Raw genomic sequence first — 22,298 nt, 5'->3', positions numbered from 1 at the left:
GATGCACCTCCGACTTAAATATGAGCAAGCGTCTCCCGTACAGTCAAGCGCGAGGCTCTCCATGCGGGATATGCACTTGCAATGATCGCCCCGACAATGATCACGGCCAGCCAAGTCAGTACGACGGATGGCGAAATAATAAGCGGCAGTGGAGAACGGAAAGCCAGATTGCCGATTAGGTTTCCTACCGATGCTGATAATGGCACGGACACGACTATCGCTATAATCCAGCTCAAGATACCGATAAAGATTCCCTCGCTAATGATATTTCGAAGTACCGTACGGGACTCTCCCCCGATGGTTCGCATAATGCCAAACTCCCTCGTACGCTCTACCACATTGGTACCCATCGTCGACATGAGACCAAGTGCGCCTACGACTCCCATAATTAGTGACATCATAATTAATGCAAAGATAAGAATGTAAACATGCCCTCCGATCGCTTCATCCAGCCTGGCCTCAGAGATTTCCATCTTGATGGTTATCCCCGCTTTCTCTAGCGTCGCCCCAATTTCTGTTGCCGCACGGCTCACTGTTTCCGGGCTCCTGTCATTCATGCTTATACGCACGGCATTGACCGTATCCCTTGTTCCGATCGCTTCCTCAAAGAATTCCGGCAGCATATAGGCTGTTGCTGGAGATCCGATCTCTTTTGCTATTCCTATTACTTCATAGTTTGCAGGATTTCCGTCTACCATCATTTCAATCGTATCTCCTGCCTGGACTCCAGGGTAGAAGGATTGTGCCATATGATTAAGTACGACTCCTCCGACATCTCCCTCTTGAAGCCATCGCCCATCCATCATCGGCAGTTGAAGCATCCGGCTTTCTGCCGGGACGGATCGGGCAGTGAAGCTTCCATGGCCTCCATCCGGATACGTTCTTAATATTTCCAACCCGTCTTCCCGCGGAATGCCGGCCGGTGCCATATTCCATATTTCAACTTGCTTTACACCCTCAATTGATGTGATTAGCGGTAGAACGTTCGACTTATCCACACTTTGGTTTAGCCGAAGCTCAAGATCATACTTCCGATTCTGGGCAGCGCCCTCCAAATTCTTCTCCCAGGCCGCTTTAATGTTTAGGCTTGTCATGAACATGCCTCCAGCCGCTGCAAGCAGGCCAAGCGTAAGGATCAGGCGGCCTCGCCGTCGGAATGTATTGCGTAGAGCCAATACCAGCGTCCGGTCCAGCCCGCGAATCCGGCTGAGGAATGCATCCAATTTGCGGGAGCCGAATGAATTTCGGCTTGTGCCAAAATCGCTGATCGCTTCCCGTACTGTCGTCCGGGTTACCCTCAAAATTGGAATCAGTGCCGCCGCAAGCGGCACAAGGATGCCGGCAAGCAGTTCAACCGCATACACCCACCACGGAATACTGTCACTGTATAACGTAAAATTAAGCAGCGTGCCTACTTCCCCAGCAAGTGCCCTTCCGGCGGCAATGCCCGGGAGAAGACCGATTGCTACGGAGACGGCACCCATCAAGATCACCATCGTAAAATAAACACCCATGATCTGTCTGCTTGTCGCACCGATCGCTTTCATGACACCGATCTGCCGAACCTGCTGTGCCAACATTCCGCCGATCATCGTGGCCGTCAGGACCGAGCTTAAGATGAGAGCCATCAAGCTAAAGATGAGCATCATGATTAGAATCGCCGTCATCTGACTTTGGTGCGGATGCTTGTCGGGAGGCGGAATCCGGATTTCATTTACATCATATCCCTGCTGTTTAATCCATCCTGCCAGAGCGCTTATTGTTCCTTCGATCTCACTCAGGTGAGCCGATCGATTCTCGGTAATGACCTTCAAAATGTGCATGCTGCCGCTTTCGCCGAGCTTCACCAGCGTCTCCGGAGATACGTAGCCGTATGCCATCTGTTCCTGCCAAGCCGGTGCAAGCCCCCGGTCATGGACCGTCCCTGACACGGTCAGAGCTTGCAGAGAGCCGTTAGGTGTCTGAACATCGATCGTTCCGCCCGTCTGTGCTTCAAGCAAAGACATCGCTACGCGTTCAATTAAAATGGTATTGTCAGCAGGCGGCCATTCACCAGACTCCGGCTGTACGGTATTCATGCGCATATTTTCGAAATCCTTGATGACGAACAGAAGGATCGGTACCCATTCGTCATTGACGAGCACCCGTGCTGTCACCGTCGAGCTTGCTTCCGCATCAACGATGCCCGGCTGACCTTTCACAGCCTCAACCAATTCATCCGGCACTTCATCCATTTCAACCAGCGCACTGGCAGGATTCGTATTCATGTAATTGAGATTGATCTCCCGGGTCAAGATCGTATAAGAGCTGAGAATCGTGCCGACCCCGAATATACCGACAGCAATGGCCAGCACCATCATAATCATGCGGCCTCTCGTTGCCTTCAGGTCGTTCCACAGCTTTTTCCATCTTGGACTCATCCGAGGCCCACCCCGTCTCTAAGTGGCGATGAGGTCACGACTGCCCCGTCCGATAGCATAATCGTTCTGGTGAAATATTGGCTTAAATCGCGTTCATGGGTAACCATTACGACCGTTTTGCCTTCCTGCGCAAGATCCTCAAAAAAGCGCATTACACTGTCTGTCGTCTGGGAATCCAAATTCCCGGTAGGCTCGTCGGCAACGAGAATCGGAGGATCATTCGCGAGTGACCGGGCGATAGCAGCACGCTGCTGCTGCCCTCCTGACAAATCAGCAGGCAATTTATCGGCCTGTTCCACAATTCCAACTTTATCAAGCAGATAAAGCGCCCTTTCACGGCGTTCCCGTACCGGATAGGTCTTGCAAAAGTCCATGGGCAGCATGACGTTCTCGGCAATGGTTAAAGTCGGGAGCAGTTGAAAAAATTGAAATATGACCCCGATGTTTTTCCCACGCCAAACCGCCAATTGCTCTTGATTGAGGCTGTGAACCGCGGTCGATTTCACATAAACCTCACCGGAAGTCGGACTGTCAATACCTGTGATAACATTGATAAGTGTTGACTTGCCGCTTCCGGATTTGCCGACAATCGCTACAAACTCCCCGTAATTCACATCCAGGTTAATATCCTTTAATGCCGTAAATGAGCCCGAAGGTGTATCGTAGTTTTTGAACACGCCTCGTAAAGAAATTAGAGAATCACCCGTTCCGACTGCTGAATTGGTGGCGCTGGTGACCGACTTCTTGGTCATGGCACTTCCTCCTAACATCATCGTAAATGAATAAGTTGTTGAACATGTAGTTCGATATCGATTATAATGTTCGCAAGTGGCTGTTAACAATAACCAATAATGGTGTTAACGTCCATTACGGAACAAAAAAAGACAAAATGTATGGTATTGGAGGACAAGAACCATGACTGATAAGAAACCGGACCGCCGGATTCAACGTACGCGGCTCTTGCTTCAAGAAGCCTTGCTCGATTTAATCATTGAGAAAGGATATGAAGACATCACTATTCAAGACATTATTGATCGCGCCAATATTGGACGCTCCACGTTTTACAGCCATTATGCCGATAAGGAGATGCTGCTTCTCAGCAATATCGATCAATTGCGCGACCTTCTCAAGAATCAGAGCAGGGGCTATTTGCCTCCTCCCCAAAGCAACGAGGTTCGTTTCGGCTTCAGCATGCCCATGCTCCAGCATATCCAGAGCCATCGGCATATTTACAGCGCAGTTGCAGGCAAACAAAGCGGAATGGTCGTTCAATATCATATGAAGCAAATGCTTGTCGATCTGATCGGTGAAGAGATCGGCAGATTACTACTCGACAACCGCCTATCCGTTATTACGCGTGAATTGACGCTGGAATTCGTCGTCAATACGTTCTGGTCGCTTCTAACGTGGTGGATGGATAATAAAATGCCGTGCTCTGCAGAAAAGATCGATGATATATTCCATAAGCTGACGATCCACGGGATCAGCGGCCTTGATTGAGGTCCTATTTTGTGTATGGTAAGGAGGGAAAGACCGTTGTACCAACATCAACCATCCTTCAAACTCCGACTGCAGGCCAACGAAGAAGCGGCTTCAGCGGCCGTATCGTTTTGTACATTGGAATGGCCGGAGATTACCCACAACCGGGTTGAACAGACACTCCATTCGAAAGAACAAGTCTTGTTCCGCGGCTATCCGACCCATCGTCGTAAGCTAAGCTTTTTGAGAGGACGTTATGCCGCCAAGCAGGCACTGATTCATTATCAAAGTACGAATCTGCACCAAATCTGCATAGAACAAGGTGCTTTCCAGCATCCAATCGTGACGGAACAAGCTAGTCTATCCGCCCAGATAAGTATTACTCATACCGATGGGATGGCGGCTGCCGTTGCCTTTCCTGCAGCACAGCCAATGGGCATTGATATTCAGGACCTCAATCCAGATCATTTATCCCTAATTGAGGGGGAAAGCACTAAAGCGGAAATTGACAGGCTACGCACGCTTCCTTTTTCATACAGCGTCGCCCTTACTCTCTTGTGGACAGCTAAGGAAGCGTTATCCAAAGTCCTGCGAACCGGCCTAACCTTGCCGCTTACACTCTATGAGGTCAAGGATATGACAACCCATGGCAAAGGAATTTTGAGTACATATACCCGATTTTCGCAGTATCAGACATTTTCATTTATCTATCAAAATCATGCTTGCTCCATTTGTTACCCAAAACTTACCCAAATTGATTGGCTATGTTTAGAATTGTCGGAAATGTTAAAGGAAGGGAATTCGTTTAGTTAAAAGTCTCTCTTTGGCGGCACTGAAGCTACATCCTATGAAAAGGAGGGGGCTTCAGTGCCGCCTTTGGGGAGAACTGTAACGGAACTCATCGGTCCGCTCTTTTATGGACCATCCCAAGTTGTCCTGCGCGGGAAATATCAATGCGGAACAAAAACAAGCTGCAGTACAAACAGCACGGCAAAAATATACATAAGCGGATGCACGGCTTTCCACTTGCCTTTTACTTGCAGAGTGCCACCAGATCATACGGATGCGCCGTAATGATGCCGCTCATCCGCATGCCGATAAAAGCAATGAACAGCCCGATTCCGACGGTGATCGCATGCTTCAGATTCGCAGGGATCATCTCGATCAGCCTGTTCTTTTAAGAGCCGATGCTTCATCGCCAGTGATTGCCTTCTGGTAACAATCTGCCGCACTAAAATGTAAGTTTGCCGGCGTGAAGGGACCATAGCCACGAACAAAATGCTGGAAGGAACCGCGAGTTTTCGGATATAGATTGAAGAACAAACCATCACAATGTATTACAATGAGTGCCCCCCGGGCTTCAGTAACTAGATATTTTTATCTAATCGGTAATCGGACCATGTTTTTGTCCTTTACGGCAATCGGTACAAGTTCTTGTCCTCGACTCGGGACAAGAACTTGTACCGATAAAACAAAAAAGCCGCTAAATTAGCGACTTTCAATGAGACTATGTTCTTGTCCCCCGACAATCCATCAAGAACTAGATAACATTAAGCTGCACGATCAATCCAATGGCTCCATTTAACGTCGGCTCCTTTCATGCCGTCATACGGATACACTTTGGCTTCCGGGCCTTCCTTCTGGAACTTCACGAAGGCCGGGTTCATGACCACAGTACCACCTTGCTACCCGATGCCGACCGATGTATATTGGTCGTCCAATATAATCCTGCGATGATAAGCGGTGCTTAGCCAGGAATCGATCGCTTCGCGTGTCGTTGTATTATTAAAAGACATGACTTCAGCTACCGAAGTGTTTGGCCATCCGGCTGCTTTGCCCCGTTCTCCGGCCGTCACTCCCGTAAATCCTGCCGTACCCGGCTCCTCCCGATGGGCCGACAATCCTTCGAATGTAATAAGCCGCGTGAGCCTGCGACGCCTGCGTCAATCTCGCATCCAGCTCCAACGGGCCTACGCCTACCTTCGCCCGAATCTCGTTCAGATAAGCCAATCCGTCGAGTTGATCCTGCGTAAACCCTCCTTGCGAGGCCATCGTAGCCGAGGCCGCCGATGCGCTTTCTGCCGGATAAGCCGGTACGACGACCGTAAGGGCCAGAACCGCGGCGAGCAGACAGGCTGCCCACCTGCGTCCCGATCTCCGGCCGATTCCCCGATTCTGCCTGTCGTTCTTGCTGCGTTTGCTTGCTTTCATTGTGTTTCTCCCCTCATCTTCCCCTTTTTACGAATCTTGCTAACCGACTTGCGACTGTAAAGCTTTCGCCCATTTCCCTTGAATTTCCTGCCTCGGCGCGTTAGTAGGGCTATTATACTGCTTGTTGAGGTTTTAACTACTCGTCTTTTATTTAGATATTCATCTAATCGGAAATCGGACGGTGTTCTAGTCCATTCCGGTAATCGGTACAAGTTCATGTCCTTGGCTCGGACACGAACTTGTACCGATAAAATAACAAAGCCGCTAAATTTCCTAATAAATCCGCGATTGCTAATAAATCTGCTACTTCACCTTCATTGTATAAGACTGTTGCACACGTATGCCTTAATTTGTGAGGTGTAACTTTCTGATTGTTTGCTTTTACACCAGCTTCTCCTGCAATGGCCTCAATAATTAGTTCCACGGATCTTCTTGTAAACATTCTCCTTGTTTTTGAAAAATAAATAACGCAACTTCATCTTGTCTATTGCGCTTTACGAGAATCTCTTGTCTGACAGGCTTATAAATCTCAAGAGCGCGTAAGATCTTGGGTTTCAATACTAATGATGTCGACGATAATCAATGTTTTAAAACGAGCGAATTTGCTACCCATGTAGCCAAGCATAACCTAATACCCTATTAATGGGGTTAATAGATATAATACGCTGCTTGATTGTGAGCCGTTAATTATATATTAAGCTGGGAAGTAGTTAATAAACGCATAGGGCAGAATATAAATTAATAATATTTGGATAACTTTGTTATAGATCGTAATAGGATATCTTATAAAGCCTTTAAGTTGGAAAAAAAGAATATTTTTAATAGCTTTGTTCTCGACCAACCAAAACTCCGGAACTGAAGTTATTATTAGGGCTGCGCCTTGTATGCAGTGCTACCAAGAATGATAATAATTAAAACCAAAGAATTATAAAAAGTTAGGCTGTACTCCAAACTATGAAGAGAATATAGAATTACTCCAATAGATAAAATTAGATGACTGAAATATCCAGTGTTAAATTCTCTGCATGGGGACATATTGTATTCGCAGAAGACGTTCTGTTAATGCTAGGCGTGTAACGTTGGAATCAGAATAGCTGACGAATTTTAATTAGATTTCTGTCTAATCAACAGCATACAATCGGCTATCGGACCATCTTCTTGTCCTTTACGGCAATCGGGACAAGAACTTGTACCGCTATAAAAAAAGCCGCTAATATAGCGACTTACTATGGGACCTTGTTTATGTCCCTCGACAACCACATTTTCTTTTCTCTTCTTGGGTCCTGTCTATCTAAATAACGGTTTCTTCTTTCGCAATAAAGCATTGAATTTATGCATAACAGAATGTTTAAAAAATGTTGCATGAAAATTTACTGGTTCGATTTCTTCGTATACACCCACATTTTTGATACATCTCGGTAACCCATTTTTAGATATAAAGGATATCCCGTTTGACTAGAAATAAGTACACTCTGGACGGCACCTTCCTGCTTGGCGTCGATAAGCATTTTTTGGCAAAGCGCTTTCGCCATTCCTTTACCCCTATGTACTTTTGACGTAAAAACATTATTCAAAAATACGGTTTGATCTACTCGTGCATAACTTCCATGAGATACAGGATACCCGTTTTCCTCAGCAATGTAAAAATGCAGAATGGGATCATTTAATTTCTCAGGCTCGATAACAGTCTTATTGAAAAAATGATTAACGCTTTGAGCTTCTTCCTCAGTTTTGATACGCTTGATGATCTTGGTATCTGTTTCAAAAGACCCGCTTTCTAGATTTAAAATCATAAGAAACTCTTTACTTTTAATGGTATATCCTTCCGTTTCATAATTATCCAGTTCTTCATCTGAAAACACAGTAATCCAACAGTCCTTTTTAATGTCAAGTTTATTTATGGTATCGAGAACGTGAGCCGAATTTGAATCATAAACAATAAACTCGTCTGTTCTGCCATCCACATTTGCACCAAAAGCAAGATGTTTTATAGAATCGTAATCATATACTTGGGATGCAGGTTGACGACTACAATAAAATTCACCTCGAACAAAATAATCAATGGCTTTTATTAACTCCGTTTCTTCCCTCATCGAATAGTCCTCCGATTTACATTGTATAAAAAAATTTCTTGTAGGCATCATTATAGAGGTGGCATCAAATGATTGAAATATAAAATACAATTAATAACCGTATAATGCATAAAACCTACACATGGATACTTATCTAATCGGTAATCGGCACATGTTCTTGTCCTTTTCGGCAATCGGTACAAGTTCTTGTCCTCGACTCGGGACAAGAACTTGTACCAAGTTTCCCCCACAATGTAGTCGGATTTGTGTCAAAATCCTACAATGTGACCGCTTTTGTGTCATTAGACACATTCTTTATGGATTGTGTCACAATTGGCGTGTTTGCCACGATCAATCGATTTTATCACCTCTCCTTCTCATTTAAACAAAAAAAAACGCTGACAAGAACTTGTACCCTTTGCCGTAACTTGCCATTTTCCCTCTTAGATTTCTTCCATCATTGTTTCAATAAAAAATTAAAACCCGTTGGAATTAAACATCAACGGGTTTTAAAAATACAATTTTTCAACATATAGATCAACCGATTTTTGGGGTTGTATATTCTCATCATCTGGTTTGCTCATGACTAACATTGCAATTTTCTGAGATGTAAATGAAAACATAGATTGGATTGCTTCCTTGCTTAGTTCATCCTGATACGGCAAGCCGGAGAATCCCTATTAAAGTAACGTGTCCTTTAGGCCGCTGGGTAACCGCACAACTAAGCTGGAACGTAGGTCAACCTGATCACCTTCTCGCCAACTCGATCGCTTGCCACGAGGCGCAGCGGCGGCCGTGGTCCGGCGAAGAACGGCTTGCCGTGACCCAGCACGACTGGATGGAGATAGATTCGATACTCATCAACGAGACCGAGCTCCGTTAGACTGTGGGCCAACTCCGGCCCGGCAACTTCAATCTCCCCTTCATGCTGAGCCTTCAGCCCACGTATGGCCGCTGAGAGGTCGCCCTCGATAAGAGAAGCGTTCGGACCGACGGTCTTTAACGTCCTCGACACCACCCACTTCGGTTTGCTTTGCCACGCCGCTGCGTATTCCCGTTCCGGCGCATCCCATTCAAAATGGTCTCCGTCCCAATACCGCATGTTCTCGTACATGCGGCGCCCGTACAGGCAGCCCGCCAGGCCGCGCACGTCGTCGATGAAATGACGGAATAGCACAGGGTCGGGCTGAAATGCCGTGTGGTCGTGGTCGACGAATCCGTCCAGAGACTGGTTCAATGCGAAAACGATCTTTGCCATGCGACTGACTCTCCTCCCTGGTTTTCTCGCACATTCATCATCAAGATTACACGTTCCATTTGCAACCTCCTCTAGGTCTACATTTTATCATCCAACAGCATGTCCGGTTTCTCATGGATTGCTAATGTGCACAGTCCTGGCCTGACCGAATACAAATTTAATTTAACTAAACAATTCTGCCCGTTAGCCATCCATGCCCCTCTCGGGGCACCACAGTGTAATGAAAATTTTGATGCGCCGTTGTTCTATACTATTCTTACTGCTGGTGAGGAAGGTCCGCGCTTGCGGTTTGGATGTTCACAAGAAGTACATCACCGCTTGTTAAGCTCGCTGCCGTGGTCTCCGACATTATGGGCGTGAGCAGCTGCGATATGATGAGTGCCATGATCGAAGGCGAAGAAGATCCGGAAAAGCTGGCTGCCTTCGCTCGCCGAACCTTGAAGAAAAAGAAAGAAGAGCTCGAATTAGCCCTGCGTGGAAACATGAGCGCCCATCAGCGGATCATGCTAAAAACCATGCTCACGCATGTCGATTTGTTGAACGAGCAAATTCTCGAATTGGATACGGAGGTAGCCAAACGGCTCGACCCTTTTCAGCAAGACAATGAGCGGCTGGATATGGGCATCGGCCGGCGTACCGCAGAACAAATTCTGGCTGAAGTGGGAACGACGTCGGTTCGCGCTTCCCCTCTGCCACTCATCTCTGTTCGTGGGCAGGCCTGGTTCCCGGAGTGCCGGCAAACGCAAGTCCTCGAAAACGCGCAAAGGCAACAATATCTCCGAGCGGCACTGATTGAAGTCGCCCACTCCGTATGCAGATCCGACAATTACCTGGGAGCCCAGTACCGGCGGATTGGCGCACGAAAAGGCAGACACCGGGTAGCCGTAGCTGTCGCCCACTTCATCATGGCTATTGTCTACCATATACTCACACGTAAAGAGGATTACAAAGATTTAGGCAAGCATTACTTTGAGCAGCGACAGCAGGAAGCAATCGTAAGACAAGCTGTACGAAAACTCGAGAATCTTGGTCTTCAGGTTGCTGTCTCTGCCTCACAGGCCTCGTAACGGTCTGATTTCTATACAACCAAGCAAGCACAGTTTTTAAAAACCATGAAAGCTGGGCTTAGTTTCATGTTGCCATTTTCAGGTCTTTCTATTCTTGAATGATGGTTTGATTACTTTAAAATGAAAATCTGTCTACATAGTTATCAACGTATTCACGAAGTAATTTATTTTCTTGTGTTAGGTTGTCAAATATTTTCATCGCAACCATCATCAAGGCTTCTTTCTCTTCGATTCGTCCCAAGGATAAAAACGACTATAAAGGCTCCTTCGAATTCTCGATTGGTCTTTTGTTTTTAAGTGAAAAGTTTCTTCTTTGTCATTCCATTTAATTTCTACGTTCGTTACTGCACAGCCTGAACAACTAGAAGGCATTTCAATTATTGCTCCTTTGTAGTTCCCCTCTTTACGTACGCGTTTTCCATCATTAATGGTAATTTCCGAATTTTTAAGTTCTTTACCGGTTGCATTTTTATAACCAACAATGAACTTTCCACTTTCCTTATCTCCATTAATGTTTGCTGTGTATTCGCCACTCCAACTATCACTCTCCCCAGAAAGTACCATCCTGGGTAACGGTTACCGCAAAAGTAACGTTGTCTCTGGCAGCAGGTTGACTCGGTTCGAGCGTGAATGTGGCTCCATCAGATTTTATGCAATTGCAAAGGCATCCGCTCCACTTGTTACATGAATATCGGTGCGAGCAGAAAGGCTGCAATAAAAAAATCCAAAACAGTGCACCATTCCGCATACCATCGCCAGACGATCTTGTTGCTCCGAAAATGAACAAAGTCCCAGACCGCATGGCCGATATAACCTGCCGCAAGCAGGATCAGTCCCGTTTCTCTGTCGACATACAGAGACACTAACGCGATAATGCTGAAAAACAGTAATGCGGCCGCCTGTATCAAGATGGTACGAACCCCGCGGAGATGACCGCGAATTGCGCCTGCAATCGGGTAGACAAGCGCGATGAGAATCAGGATAAATGACATGGGATCCGTCGAAGCAGGGAGCCCTGTTGCGGCCATAGCTAACGCCAGCAATGAGGGCCATCGTTTCAGCAATTGTATGCCTGTAAACTTCAATCTTCCTCTCTCTTTGACATCTTCGTCTTTTCTGGCCAATTCCATGGCAATCACTCCTCGTTTTCTTTTGCACACCAAAAATAACACAATGCAATTCCTTTTACGTCTATCTGCAGTTGATTTTTATTTAGCGTCTATATCGATCGATTGATGAGCAAGACGGATTCATCTGTTATGATGAAGTAAACCACCCGAATGAAGGATTGAAAAATGAATAAAAACATATTTCAGCACTTTAACGCCCGCGCCGCACATACTATCTTTATCGTTGCCTTTTTCATATTGATCATGCCAGAGTATCCGTTTCTGCATATCCACGTACTTATCGTTTACGCTGCCTTCGCGGCTTGTTACATATGGATGGCGGCAGCACCTAAAGGATGGTGGAATGCTAAGAGGTATGTCCTTGCGGTTTGCATTCTTGCTGGCATAACCCTCGTCATTCGCATCGTTCATTCCGATTACCCTGATCACCGCATTTTCTGGCCGCTGCTGTATATGCTGGGTGTGGCCGATCCGAAATGGAATCGTTCAACCGTTACTCTCGCCGTCTTCACTGTTTGCCTCATTTTTGCAATGATGCTGGTCGACAAGGTCTCATATGGCGCTCTAATTGCAGCTGTCCTCATGTATATCGCGGTCAGAAATCAAAGCCTGCTTCGCGAAGCGCATCGCACGAACCGAAAGCAACTGGAACAACTGAACACGGCATATTCCGAATTGCAGCAAACCTCTGTTCAGGCGATGGGTTATGCTGCGCTGACGGAGCGTACGAGATTGGCACGCGACATTCATGATGGGTTTGGACATCAGATGACCTCGCTTATTGTTCAACTACAAGCATTGAAGCTGATGATTCCGCAGGATCCGGCTGGGGCGGCAAGCAGCGTAGACGAGACTCTGAAGGTTGCTAGGAAAGGGATGGATGAGGTAAGGCTTGCAGTAAAGGAATGGTCGGACGATGAGAAGGGCCTGGGACCGATTGCGCTGAAGGGCCTCCTCTCTCAAATCGAAGCTAATTCTATGGTACAGATACAATATAAAGAAATCGGACCTATCGGTGAGTGGCCGGTTAAATGCAGCGTGATTCTATACAGAATCTTGCAAGAAGCGTTAACCAATATACTCAAGCATGCCGATGCGAAAACGGTTAACATTGTAATTGAAGAAGAGAATGAACATGTAAAGCTTCTCATTACGGATGACGGTCATTTCAGCGGCCAGAAACCTTTGAATTTCGGATTTGGCCTAAGCGGTATGATCGAAAGATGCAAATCTGCCGGAGGGAGCATCGTTTTCTCCGCAAATTCACCAAATGGTTTAAAGATACAAGCAGTTATTCCGCTTAATATTACATCGAGTACGGCTAATAAGGAGACGATTCATGCAAAACGAGAAAAGGATTCGAATCGTACTGGCGGATGACCAGCCTTTCATCCGCAAAGGATTGCGATACATATTGGACATTCAAAAAGATATGCAGGTTGTCGGAGAGGCTTCGACCGGAGAAGAAGCTGTTGACATTACATTGCGAAACGTTCCGGATATCGTCTTGATGGATATCCGCATGCCGGGCGGAACAGGTATCATGGCAACAAAATCTATCGTTGAAGCTTTGCCTAACACAAAAGTGGTCCTCTTAACGACTTTTGATGTTGAACAGTATGTGTTTGACGGGATTCGTGCCGGGGCTTCCGGCTATTTATTGAAGGATACAGAAACCGATGAATTACTGAGCGGTATACGGGCCATGCACCGGGGGGCAACCCTGTTCAATAGCAGCATGGCCAAACGCGCTCTAGACCAAATATTGACTTCGGGCATGGAGGAGCCGGATTCATCCGGCAAAGATCGGCTGCTTGGCGCCTTGACGGAGCGTGAAACGGAAGTATTGCAGCTGCTTGCTTACGGAAAGAGAAACCACGAAATATCTGCGATTTTATGCATTTCTGAAGGCACAACAAAAACGCATATACACCATATCATGCAAAAACTTGAGGCGCAGGACCGCACACAAGCAGTAGTCACTGCCATTCGAATGAAGCTTGTGAAATAAAAAGATTCACCATGTGGGAAGAAGAAACAGCTGTTTACAGTGATTGCAAATGGCTTGGATTCATTATAGACCAGATCGCCACCAATGCTTTGAAATATACGGAGCTGAAGGTTCCGTTATTTATTCTCTTGAGGAAAATTCGAGAGAGAAGCGCCTATTCATCCAGGATACTGGCATTGGTATTCTCGCCGAAGACCTAGGTAGAATTTTTGACAAAGGATATACTGGTTCCAACGGTAGGAAAAATACTAGCTCAACAGGCATGGGGCTATACCTGGCTAACCAAATGGCAATCAAACTCGGCCACTCGCTAGCTGTGAAATCAGAAGAAGGTCAATATACGGAACTTGCAATCATCTTCCCTAAATCGCATAGCATCTATTATAATATCTAATTTCACATCCTCATCTAATTGCTATTACACTAACCTGCCCGTTAGCTTAATGAAATAGCTGCGGAATTTAATTAGATATGTATCTAATCGGTAATCGGATCAAGTTCGTGTCCTTTTCGGCTATCGGTACAAGTTCTTGTCCTCGGCTTGGGACAAGAACTTGTACCAATAAAACAAAAAAGCCGCTAAATTAGCGACTTTGAATGGTACCATGTTCTTGTCCCTCGACAGCACATAGATTTCTATCACATCCCATTAGCATTTCATCCGTCGTTGATGATTGGTCTAATCGCAGCAATGAAAGCATGTTTATGAAAGACTGTTTTCTAAAGAATTGTTGCTATATACTACGCATGTTTAAACAGTTCTTAGTTTTCAGGCATTTTCTCATAAAAAATAAGTTCCAATTCTTTAATTGTTTTTCTATAAACTTCCTTAAAACCGAATTTCTCGTAAAGTTTTTGGGCGGGCAGTTGTTTGGCTGTCGTGTCCAAATGGAGTTTTTTATATCCTAACTCATTTGCTTTGGTTTCAAGATTTTCATAAATTTTTTGTCCATAGCCCTTTCCTTGATAATCTGGATGTACTCTCATTCATTTTACTTCTGCGGATATATCAGTTGTTCTCCTAAACGCTCCCATTGCAATTAATTTGTCATCAACAAGTCCTACCAAAAATTCTCCAGCGTTATGCAAGTATACATGTTCTACATTGTGCAAATCATCATCCCAATTTCCATTGCCTAAATTAGTCCCTGTCTGAGTTAATCCGATATTATGGAGTTCCCATACAGAGTCATGGTCAGATGTTTTATACCTTCTGATAATCATATAAATCCTCCTCAAAAATATGTTGTTCAGGTTTCTCTATGGCAAAAACAGTGGCTAAACGTAGAAAACCAACTTTTCATGCATTAGTATGTTTAAAAGACTTTATCGTGTTAAAATTCGGTTTTTGACACGATGCCAATAGAATTGAATTTGAAACTAACTTGTCATCTTGGTTTTTGTTCATTTCAAGGAACCGAAACCAAAACAAGTAGTTGTCCAGGTAGCGTGTTGCCACACCATCAAAACGTTTCAACCAATATTTCAGTTCACCATGATATCGATTAACATATTGGATATGGTATACACCTTTTTTTCATACCCATCTTTACGAATGTTTATCACTTCATGGTTAATTTTATTTTGCTTGGCAAAGGTTTTGTAATTGGTTGCAGAATCCGTACATAACACAGCGTCTCTACGAAGAAGATTACCCAACACATCATTGATTTGAGACGCTGTAACGCGTCCACGTCCAGCTAACTTTGAGAAGATCGCACCATTACGGTCAAGAGCAACTACAACAGATACTTGTTCATCACTTATCCCGCGTTTTTGAGCCTTACCGCCTCTTTTGCGAGGTTTACGATGTTCAATGCCGCCCTTCTTGCCCTTGTCACTTTCCAAGATATACGGGAACGAACAAAGCGAATCCGGTGTCCTAGGCTACTTGGCTTCAACCGATTAGATTGTTTCGCTAAGTACTCCTTTAGCAGAGTTAAAGTTATCTCGGTTATATCCAGGTCCATGTGTGCGGCATAATTAACTATATGATAATGAGGTGATGATATGGCTTCGGAAAAGCTTTTTATTGTCTCTCGAGAGGATTGGACGCTCCACCGTAAAGGGTATCAGGATCAGGCGCGGCATCAGCAGAAGGTGCAGGAAGCGATCCGCAAAAACCTCCCCGATCTCGTCTCCGACGAAAGCATCGTGTTGTCCGACGGCCGCAAAACGGTCAAAGTCCCCATCAAAAGCCTCGACGAATCCCACTTCATCTATAACTACAACAAAAAGCAGCACGTCGGACAAGGCGATGGCGATTCGCAGGTGGGGGACGTTCTCGGAGTTGATCCGCAAGCGTCGAAGAAAGGCGGCAAAGGCGAAGGCGCCGGCGAACAACCTGGCGAGGATATGGTCGATACGGAAATCAGCATCGACGAATTAGAGGATATGTTGTTTGAAGAGCTCGAGCTTCCGAACCTGGAGCAAAAGCAGAAGGAGCAGCTGCAGACGAGGGAAATCGTATTTACCGATATCCGTAAAAAAGGCATTATGTCCAACAGCGACAAGAAGCGGACGCTAATCGAAAACCTGCGTCGTAATGCGAATGCCGGCATATCCGGCATAGGCGGCATTTCCCCCGATGACCTTCGTTACAAAACGTGGACCGAAATCGTAAAACCCCAATCCAATGCTGTTATTCTCGCACTCATGGACACATCAGGAAGAATGGGCTCGTTCGAAAAGTATTGTGCCCGAAGTTTTTTCTTCTGGATGTCCCGCTTCCTCCGCCGCAAATATGAACATGTCGAGATCATCTATATTGCCCACCATACGGAAGCCAAGGAAGTAACGGAAGAAGAGTTTTTCACGCGTGGCGAGAGCGGCGGTACCATTTGCTCCTCTGCTTACCAGAAGGCGCTGGATATTATCGATAGTAGGTATCCGACTGCAGCGTGGAACATCTATCCGTTCCACTTCTCGGATAGAGACCATCTAACCTCTGATAACGAACGATGTGTTCGGCTGATTTCGCAATTGATGGAACGCTGCAATATGTTCGGCTATGGTGAGGTTAACCAGTATAACCGGAGCAGTACGTTGATGTCGGCTTATAAGCGCATTAACGATAAGAAGTTTATGTACTCGATTATTAAGGAGAAAGGCGAGGTTTATAAGGCGTTAACGACTTTCTTCTCAAAAAAACTAAATCAAGTGTAAATGATGAAGCCCTCCGCTAATGTTCCGGAAGCGGCAGGGCTTCAGATCGTTATGAGCTTCTGCCTAGAACTTAAATTTCATTTTCGACAAACATTTCCTAAATATCTTCACCGTCTCGGAAACGGAAATAGCGCAGGATCGGTATCGGCCGAAGGCTGCAGCTTCTGCCTGAGACCTGCAAGCAATTCGGTAAGCGTATGCTTCGTGATTTCCGATTTGATGATGTAATCCGATGCTCCTAGCCGCAACGTTTCCTTCACATAGCCAATCTCGTCGAAGTTGCTGAGAATGACGAATTTGCACGACCTCCAATTCGAACGCGAGCGCGGCCACTTTGGCCATCTGCACCCGGTTCATCCGTTGATCGAGTCCGAATATGCCGGCCGAGACGCCGTTGAAGATGCCCGCTTCGATCAAGACGTCGAATTTGCTCTTCTCGTCTTCGGGAAGATTCTTCATTTCGGAGAACCGGTCGGACGCGTGCGAGGGCTCCTCCTCCGTCTCTTCTTGCTCCGCGCCGGCTTCCGGTTACTCGGCCGCTTGGCCTTCCGTAACGGCCGGACCGGCTTCGGCTGCCAGCACGGAAGGGAAGCAGATCGCGTAAAACAAGAGAGCCATTGCCATTAACCCGTTAATTCGCTTCATGATTCACACTCCCTCAATGTTGTTAACCAATCGAATTGCTCCGTTACAGGCTTGCATTACCTTCCTTGCAAGCATATTCAATCCGAGGGAGCAGTTTGCGGTAAACGTCCTCGATGTCAAGGGTCGACATCGGCTTCGGGTTGTTGTCCATCAATCGCTTGACTTGGAAAGCGGCTTCGGCGAGTACGGGAACATCCGAGAACCGCACGCCGTAGACGGCTAGATTCTGCGGAATTTGCAGCTCTTTCGTCCACTCCGCGATCCGTTCGACGACAAGCTCCGCCGCATCGGCGGAATCGCCCGCTTCGGTCACGATGCCCATGGCGGAAGCGACGCGCCTCAGCTTATCCCGAACGCCGTCCATATTGAACGCCATGACATGCGGAAGGAGCATCGCGTTCGCCGCCCCGTGAGGGATATGGAACCTGCCGCCGAGCGGATACGCCATCGCGTGAACGGCCGCCGTGCCGGAGCCCGCGAGCGCCATTCCGCCGAACATCGAACCAAGAAGCATCGCGCTTCGGTCTTCGACGGCGTGTCCGTCATGGAACGCGGACACGATGCTTCCCGAGAGCAGACGAATCGACTCCAAGGCCAGCATGTCGCTGATCGGGTTCGCTTTGTTGGACAGAAAGGATTCCAACGCGTGCGTGAACGCGTCCATGCCGGTCTCCGCCGTGATCGACCGCGGAAGCGACAGCGTCAAGGCGGGATCCAGCACGACCAAGCTCGCGTATAAGCGGCTGCTGACGATGCCCAGCTTCAACGCTTCCTCCTCCAGCGTCACGATGGCGTTCGGCGTGACTTCCGATCCCGTGCCGGACGTCGTCGGGATAAGCACCGTCGGTACTCCCGCATGGGGAATCCGCTCCGTGCCGATCATCTCTCTCACGCGCAGCCGGTTCGTACGCAAGACGGACAGGAGCTTCGTCGCGTCCAGGACGCTGCCGCCGCCGATTCCGATGTAGACGTCGAAGGGCTCTTGCCCGATTCGGTCGGCCAGCGCTTCGATGTGGTCCGCGGTCGGCTCCCGCATGACGCCGCCGATCGTTTCGGAGGCGATGCCGCTTCCGGCCAGCCGCGCGGCCAGCTCGTCCGTTGCGCCTTGCCTTCGCATCGCGTCCGATGCGACGATCAGCGCCTTATTGATCCGGCCCAAGCCGCGAAGTTCCGGCCCTAGATTTTGCATCGCGTGAAGTCCGGCGATGATTTTGCCGGAGGTTTGAAATTGATAGATTCTTGTAGGCTCATTCATTCGAGTTCCCTCCCGGGTTTGCCCCTCGTTATTCGTGCGGGCTGTCGCCGCCTTGCTTGTGTATCGCGATTCTCGTAATCCGGCAATCCTTGATCGAATCGCGATTTCATCACATTCGTGCTCCTTGTATCTCGGTCGTTCGATGATTCGCGGCAAAGATAAAGCAATAAGAGCCCGGGCCCGAACGATAGACCGCGTGACCGTCTTCGCGTCCCTCGTATGCGACGTCCGGCCCGCTCGCGAGCACCGGCGTGTCCGGAGAGGCGGGAATCCGGATCAGACCTTCGCTGTTCGCCGGAATATCGACCCGGACGGTCATTTGGTTAGACGGGCCGAGCTCCCAGCGGACGCTCGCCCTGCCGGAGCGAAGCTGCTGCCACGCTTCCGCCCATTCGACGCCTTGGACGACCGTCGGCTTCGCCTTGACGAGGTAGCGTCCGACTTCCGGGCGATAACGATAATCCAGGCCGGCAAGGCTGGCGTACAGCCACTCCTCCAAGTGGCCCAGCATGAAATGGTTTTGCGATTTCCCGACGGTCGGTCCGTCCCAGGCTTCGGTCAGCGACGTCGCGCCGTGAGCGACCTGATAAGCGTAGCCGGGCGCATGCGGGTTTCTCGCCATCTTGCCGACGACATCCGACCGGCCTCCGCGGGCAAGCGCCGACAGCACGTAGCGGTGGCCGACGTCGCCGGCGGTCGTCTGCCAGCCCCGCTCCCCGATATTGCGGACGAGGCGGTCCAAGAGGACGCCGCGCAGTTCCTCGGGGGCAAGGCCGATCGCGAGCGGCATGGCGACGGCCGTGTCGCTCCCTTCGGCGTACATGGCGTTAGCCGGATCGTAGAACGCTGAATGAAACGCCGTTCGAATGGATTCGGATAGCCGCGAATGGGCGGAAGCGTCCTCGGCTTTGCCGAGCACCAGCGCGATTTCGCCGAGCGCTCTCGCCAGCCCGAAGAAGATGGCCGTCTCGACCAGCGCGACGGACGTATTCTGAGCGAAGCCGGGGCCTTTCGGTCCGATGTCGTACCAGTCGCCGAGCCCGCCGCGCAGAATGAAGCCGTCCGATGCCTCGGTCAAATAACGGACATAACGGCCCATCCCCTCGTAGTGCCGCTCGAGCGTTCCGACGCTGCCGTAACGCCGAAGCATCTCCCACGCGAGCAGAATATAGGAGCCCCCCCAAGCGGCCGCGTCGCGAAACATGTGCCAAGGCTCCTCGAATACGAGGTACTCCGGCGCCGTCGTCGGCACCATGCCGTTTGGAAGCTGGGCATCCGACATGTCGCGCATGATCTTCTCGAGCAGCGCTTCGCATTCGTAGTTGAACATGACGGAAGGCCCCATGAGATGTAGCTGCTCCAACCAGCCCAGCTTCTCGCGATGCGGACAGTCCGTGAAGACGCTCTTCATGTTGCTGAGGATCGCCCAGTTGATGATCTCGTGAATCCGGTTGAGCAGCGGATCCGAGCACCGAAAGCCCCCGGCGTCCGCGACGTCCGGACCGATCATGTGGCCTTCGAAACCGTGCAGCACGGGAAGGTCCGATTCCTCGACGCCTTCGCTGGCGGGCGCCGCGCCCTCCACTTGCACGTACCGGAAGCCGTAATACGTGAACCGGGGATGCCATTCTTCGATGCCTTCCCCCTTCAAGACGTAATTCAGCTCGTATGGCGATCCCGAATATTTCTGATTGGCCAACCCCTCTTCCGTCAAGAGCTCCGCGGGCTTCAGCTTGACCCGCGTTCCGTTCGGGCCGCTGACGCGAATGCACGGCCAGCCCGAGAAATTTTGCCCCAAGTCGTAGACGTACACGTCCCTCCGCGGCTCCGAGACGCTGCGTGCGGGCAAGCGCTTGGTAATCGCGAGCGGGGGAGACGATTGCGCCGTCAGTTTGCCGGGCGGGGGCTCCAGCTCGCAGGCGCGTCTCCAATCCCCGTCTTCCGCGAAGCCCGGACCGTCCCAGCCCGTCCGCTCCAATCCGGCATCGTAATCCTCGCCGCCGTAAATACAAGAGAAGGTAAGAGGGCTGTCGCTTAGCGACCAAGTTCCGTCGGTGACGATCGTCTCCGCGGTCCCGTCGGCATATTCGATGACCAGCTCCGCCAAACATTTCGGGTTGCCGAAGCTGCCCTTGAACTTGGCGTAGCGTCCGCCGGCCACGCGATAGAAGCCGTTGCCGAGGAGAACGCCCACCGCGTTCTCCCTCTGCCTGAGCCCGGGCGTCACGTCGTAAACCGAGTACAGCACCGTCTTGTCGTAATTCGTCCACCCCGGCTCAAGCTGCCGGTCGCCGACCTTCGCCCCGTTCAGGCGCAGCTCGTAATGTCCGAGTCCGGTTACGTAGGCGCGCGCGCGGGCAACCGGCTTCTTCACCTCGAAAGACTTCCGGAGCTGGATCATCGGCCCGCGGTCCGCCGCGTCTGCGGCATCGCCGATCCAGCGCCCCGACCATTTCGCTTCGGCCAATAGGCCCGTCTCCCACCATGCCGCCTTACTGACGGCCGGTTGGCCTTGGCCGTCCCACGCCGTTACGTGCCAGTAGTACCTCCGCCTCGGCATCAGCGCCGCCCCTTCGTACGGGATGGAAACATGCTCGCAGCTTCTCACGATGCCGCTGTCCCATACATCCGGTTCGCCGAGCTTCAGACGCTCCTCGCTGGACGCGACGGCGATTCGGTAAGCGCTTTGGCCGCTTCCGGCTCCGGCCGGCTGCCCGAACGACCAGCTTAACCGGGGACGCTCCGCGTCCAGCCCGAGCGGGTTAAGGATACCCTCCGTCCGCAAGTCGGTCGCTTTAATCACCGCCACGCTGCTCCTCCTTTAACTCGCGCGAAGTCGCCACGGCGATCGTTCGGTATTCGGGGAAGAAGTTGCAGGTCCTGTCGCCTTCCTGAGGCTTGCGGCATGCCGTATAGAAGTGGTACAACACGCCTTCGTGCGCGATGACGGAAGGCTTGTGGGCGTAGGATGCGTCCAGCTCTCCCGGCTGGCCGGTCTCGATGATCGGATCGGGATGTTTGGTCCAATTCAGAAGGTCGGCGGAGTAGGCGACGCCTTCCTGCGCCTTCTTGTAGTCGAAGCCGAAGAAGAACATGGCCCAGCGGTCTCCGTCCCTTAGCACGCAAGGATCGCTAACGAATCCGCCGTCCCATGCTCCCGGCGTAACGCGAAGGACGGGATTGTCCGGATGCCGGGTCCACCGGACGAGATCCGTCGAGGTCGCGAGACCCGTCTGCTCGATCCATCGGCCGTGCGTTTGGTTTTTGGCGTTGTAGAACAAATAAAAGGTTCCTTCATGCTCGAGCAGGCACTCCTTGTAGAGCCCGCCGCTCTCCCACGGCTCTCCTTCCTCCGGCGTCAAGATCGGCTCCGGAAGCCGATGCCACTCGAGCAGCTCCTCGTCCTCCGTCCAGGCCAAGCCGATTCGGGCCGAGCCTGCCTCGTAGCCGTCGCCCGGATAGGAGTGATAGGCAAGCCAATATTTGCCGTTCCACTTTTTGAGCGTGCCCGGCCCGTGCAAATCGTTGTCGCGCAGCATCCAGGTTCCCGCCACGTTTCTCGAATCCCAGGCCGAGCCTTCGTCG

Annotated in this window: 24 protein-coding genes and 1 pseudogene; 7 read left to right on the top strand and 18 right to left on the bottom strand. The window is 49.6% G+C overall.

Annotated elements, in window-relative coordinates; genetic code table 11:
• Nucleotides 1-14: 14 nt before the first annotated feature.
• Both ACQKPA_RS29275 and ACQKPA_RS29270 read right to left on the bottom strand, forming a co-directional pair.
• Entirely contained in the window at nt 15-2,420 is a 2,406-nt protein-coding gene (locus tag ACQKPA_RS29275) for an ABC transporter permease (RefSeq protein WP_427495908.1), read from the bottom strand.
• Complete coding sequence (locus ACQKPA_RS29270; protein ID WP_427495907.1) at nt 2,417-3,172, bottom strand: ABC transporter ATP-binding protein; 756 nt, start codon at nt 3,170-3,172, stop codon at nt 2,417-2,419. Before ACQKPA_RS29270 ends, ACQKPA_RS29275 begins: the two co-directional genes overlap by 4 nt.
• A 163-nt stretch (nt 3,173-3,335) precedes the next feature.
• Here ACQKPA_RS29270 and ACQKPA_RS29265 point away from each other — a divergent pair, with 163 nt between their 5' ends.
• A complete protein-coding gene (locus tag ACQKPA_RS29265) occupies nt 3,336-3,920 on the top strand; it encodes a TetR/AcrR family transcriptional regulator (RefSeq protein WP_427495906.1) in 585 nt (194 codons plus the stop codon).
• A gap of 36 nt (nt 3,921-3,956) precedes the next feature.
• Complete coding sequence (locus ACQKPA_RS29260; RefSeq protein ID WP_427495905.1) at nt 3,957-4,712, top strand: 4'-phosphopantetheinyl transferase family protein; 756 nt, start codon at nt 3,957-3,959, stop codon at nt 4,710-4,712.
• A 229-nt stretch (nt 4,713-4,941) separates the two neighbouring features.
• Here the strand turns inward: ACQKPA_RS29260 and ACQKPA_RS29255 are convergent.
• The 7 genes and pseudogenes from ACQKPA_RS29255 to ACQKPA_RS29225 form a co-directional block, all read right to left on the bottom strand.
• Nucleotides 4,942-5,076 (bottom strand): annotated as a pseudogene (locus tag ACQKPA_RS29255) (NCS2 family permease); the annotation flags it as partial.
• A gap of 508 nt (nt 5,077-5,584) precedes the next feature.
• A complete protein-coding gene (locus tag ACQKPA_RS29250; protein WP_427495904.1) occupies nt 5,585-5,755 on the bottom strand; it encodes a CAP domain-containing protein in 171 nt (56 codons plus the stop codon).
• A complete protein-coding gene (locus tag ACQKPA_RS29245; RefSeq protein WP_427495903.1) occupies nt 5,700-6,110 on the bottom strand; it encodes a CAP domain-containing protein in 411 nt (136 codons plus the stop codon). The genes ACQKPA_RS29250 and ACQKPA_RS29245 overlap by 56 nt, the downstream gene beginning before the upstream one ends.
• Before the next feature lie 214 nt (nt 6,111-6,324).
• Nucleotides 6,325-6,552 carry a tyrosine-type recombinase/integrase gene (locus tag ACQKPA_RS29240; RefSeq protein ID WP_427495902.1) on the bottom strand — a complete coding sequence of 76 codons (228 nt, stop codon included), beginning with the start codon at nt 6,550-6,552 and terminating at the stop codon, nt 6,325-6,327.
• Nucleotides 6,553-6,804: 252 nt separating this feature from the next.
• Nucleotides 6,805-6,978 (bottom strand): ABC-2 family transporter protein, encoded by a 174-nt coding sequence (locus ACQKPA_RS29235; protein ID WP_427495924.1) that lies wholly within the window; start codon nt 6,976-6,978, stop codon nt 6,805-6,807.
• Between the two features lie 502 nt (nt 6,979-7,480).
• A complete protein-coding gene (locus ACQKPA_RS29230; RefSeq protein ID WP_427495901.1) occupies nt 7,481-8,203 on the bottom strand; it encodes a GNAT family N-acetyltransferase in 723 nt (240 codons plus the stop codon).
• 700 nt (nt 8,204-8,903) lie between these two features.
• Nucleotides 8,904-9,440 carry a dihydrofolate reductase family protein gene (locus tag ACQKPA_RS29225; RefSeq protein WP_427495900.1) on the bottom strand — a complete coding sequence of 179 codons (537 nt, stop codon included), beginning with the start codon at nt 9,438-9,440 and terminating at the stop codon, nt 8,904-8,906.
• A gap of 293 nt (nt 9,441-9,733) precedes the next feature.
• Here ACQKPA_RS29225 and ACQKPA_RS29220 point away from each other — a divergent pair, with 293 nt between their 5' ends.
• Nucleotides 9,734-10,507: a hypothetical protein gene (locus ACQKPA_RS29220; protein ID WP_427495899.1), complete on the top strand. Its 774-nt coding sequence runs from the start codon at nt 9,734-9,736 to the stop codon at nt 10,505-10,507.
• A gap of 210 nt (nt 10,508-10,717) precedes the next feature.
• On the opposite strand, the gene ACQKPA_RS29215 is transcribed toward ACQKPA_RS29220, so the two are convergent.
• Nucleotides 10,718-11,071, bottom strand: a complete 354-nt coding sequence (locus ACQKPA_RS29215) for a hypothetical protein (RefSeq protein WP_427495898.1) — start codon at nt 11,069-11,071, stop codon at nt 10,718-10,720.
• A gap of 116 nt (nt 11,072-11,187) precedes the next feature.
• On the bottom strand, nt 11,188-11,637 hold the full coding sequence (locus ACQKPA_RS29210) for a hypothetical protein (RefSeq protein WP_427495897.1): 450 nt from the start codon (nt 11,635-11,637) through the stop codon (nt 11,188-11,190).
• Nucleotides 11,638-11,802: 165 nt separating this feature from the next.
• On the opposite strand from ACQKPA_RS29210, the gene ACQKPA_RS29205 reads away from it, so the two are divergent.
• The 3 genes from ACQKPA_RS29205 to ACQKPA_RS29195 are packed head-to-tail and all read left to right on the top strand — an operon-like array spanning nt 11,803 to nt 14,042.
• Complete coding sequence (locus tag ACQKPA_RS29205) at nt 11,803-13,017, top strand: sensor histidine kinase (RefSeq protein ID WP_427495896.1); 1,215 nt, start codon at nt 11,803-11,805, stop codon at nt 13,015-13,017.
• The gene (locus ACQKPA_RS29200) at nt 12,977-13,648 is read left to right on the top strand and encodes a response regulator transcription factor (protein ID WP_427495895.1); all 672 of its coding nucleotides are present in this window, start codon (nt 12,977-12,979) and stop codon (nt 13,646-13,648) included. The genes ACQKPA_RS29205 and ACQKPA_RS29200 overlap by 41 nt, the downstream gene beginning before the upstream one ends.
• Nucleotides 13,649-13,697: 49 nt before the next feature.
• Complete coding sequence (locus ACQKPA_RS29195) at nt 13,698-14,042, top strand: ATP-binding protein (RefSeq protein ID WP_427495894.1); 345 nt, start codon at nt 13,698-13,700, stop codon at nt 14,040-14,042.
• 368 nt (nt 14,043-14,410) lie between these two features.
• Here ACQKPA_RS29195 and ACQKPA_RS29190 read toward each other — a convergent pair whose 3' ends face one another.
• The 3 genes from ACQKPA_RS29190 to ACQKPA_RS29180 form a co-directional block, all read right to left on the bottom strand.
• Complete coding sequence (locus ACQKPA_RS29190) at nt 14,411-14,635, bottom strand: GNAT family N-acetyltransferase (protein WP_427495893.1); 225 nt, start codon at nt 14,633-14,635, stop codon at nt 14,411-14,413.
• On the bottom strand, nt 14,636-14,872 hold the full coding sequence (locus ACQKPA_RS29185; protein ID WP_427495892.1) for a hypothetical protein: 237 nt from the start codon (nt 14,870-14,872) through the stop codon (nt 14,636-14,638). It abuts the gene before it with no gap.
• A gap of 261 nt (nt 14,873-15,133) precedes the next feature.
• A complete protein-coding gene (locus ACQKPA_RS29180) occupies nt 15,134-15,496 on the bottom strand; it encodes an IS1595 family transposase (protein WP_427495891.1) in 363 nt (120 codons plus the stop codon).
• A gap of 162 nt (nt 15,497-15,658) precedes the next feature.
• Here ACQKPA_RS29180 and yhbH point away from each other — a divergent pair, with 162 nt between their 5' ends.
• A complete protein-coding gene (yhbH, locus tag ACQKPA_RS29175) occupies nt 15,659-16,813 on the top strand; it encodes a sporulation protein YhbH (protein ID WP_427495890.1) in 1,155 nt (384 codons plus the stop codon).
• Nucleotides 16,814-16,876: 63 nt separating this feature from the next.
• Here the strand turns inward: yhbH and ACQKPA_RS29170 are convergent, their stop codons facing one another.
• The 4 genes from ACQKPA_RS29170 to ACQKPA_RS29155 form a co-directional block, all read right to left on the bottom strand.
• Complete coding sequence (locus ACQKPA_RS29170) at nt 16,877-17,272, bottom strand: hypothetical protein (protein ID WP_427495889.1); 396 nt, start codon at nt 17,270-17,272, stop codon at nt 16,877-16,879.
• A 229-nt stretch (nt 17,273-17,501) separates the two neighbouring features.
• Complete coding sequence (locus ACQKPA_RS29165; protein WP_427495888.1) at nt 17,502-18,713, bottom strand: iron-containing alcohol dehydrogenase; 1,212 nt, start codon at nt 18,711-18,713, stop codon at nt 17,502-17,504.
• A 109-nt stretch (nt 18,714-18,822) separates the two neighbouring features.
• Nucleotides 18,823-21,522 (bottom strand): family 78 glycoside hydrolase catalytic domain, encoded by a 2,700-nt coding sequence (locus ACQKPA_RS29160; RefSeq protein ID WP_427495887.1) that lies wholly within the window; start codon nt 21,520-21,522, stop codon nt 18,823-18,825.
• Nucleotides 21,509-22,267: a hypothetical protein gene (locus ACQKPA_RS29155; RefSeq protein WP_427495886.1), complete on the bottom strand. Its 759-nt coding sequence runs from the start codon at nt 22,265-22,267 to the stop codon at nt 21,509-21,511. Before ACQKPA_RS29155 ends, ACQKPA_RS29160 begins: the two co-directional genes overlap by 14 nt.
• Nucleotides 22,268-22,298: the final 31 nt, after the last annotated feature.

Source organism: Paenibacillus sp. NPDC093718 (assembly GCF_050279985.1).
In the GTDB taxonomy this organism is placed as follows: domain Bacteria; phylum Bacillota; class Bacilli; order Paenibacillales; family Paenibacillaceae; genus Paenibacillus_AQ.
The sequence above is the reverse complement of the archived record's forward strand: the minus strand, read 5'-3'. Positions and strand labels throughout refer to the sequence as shown.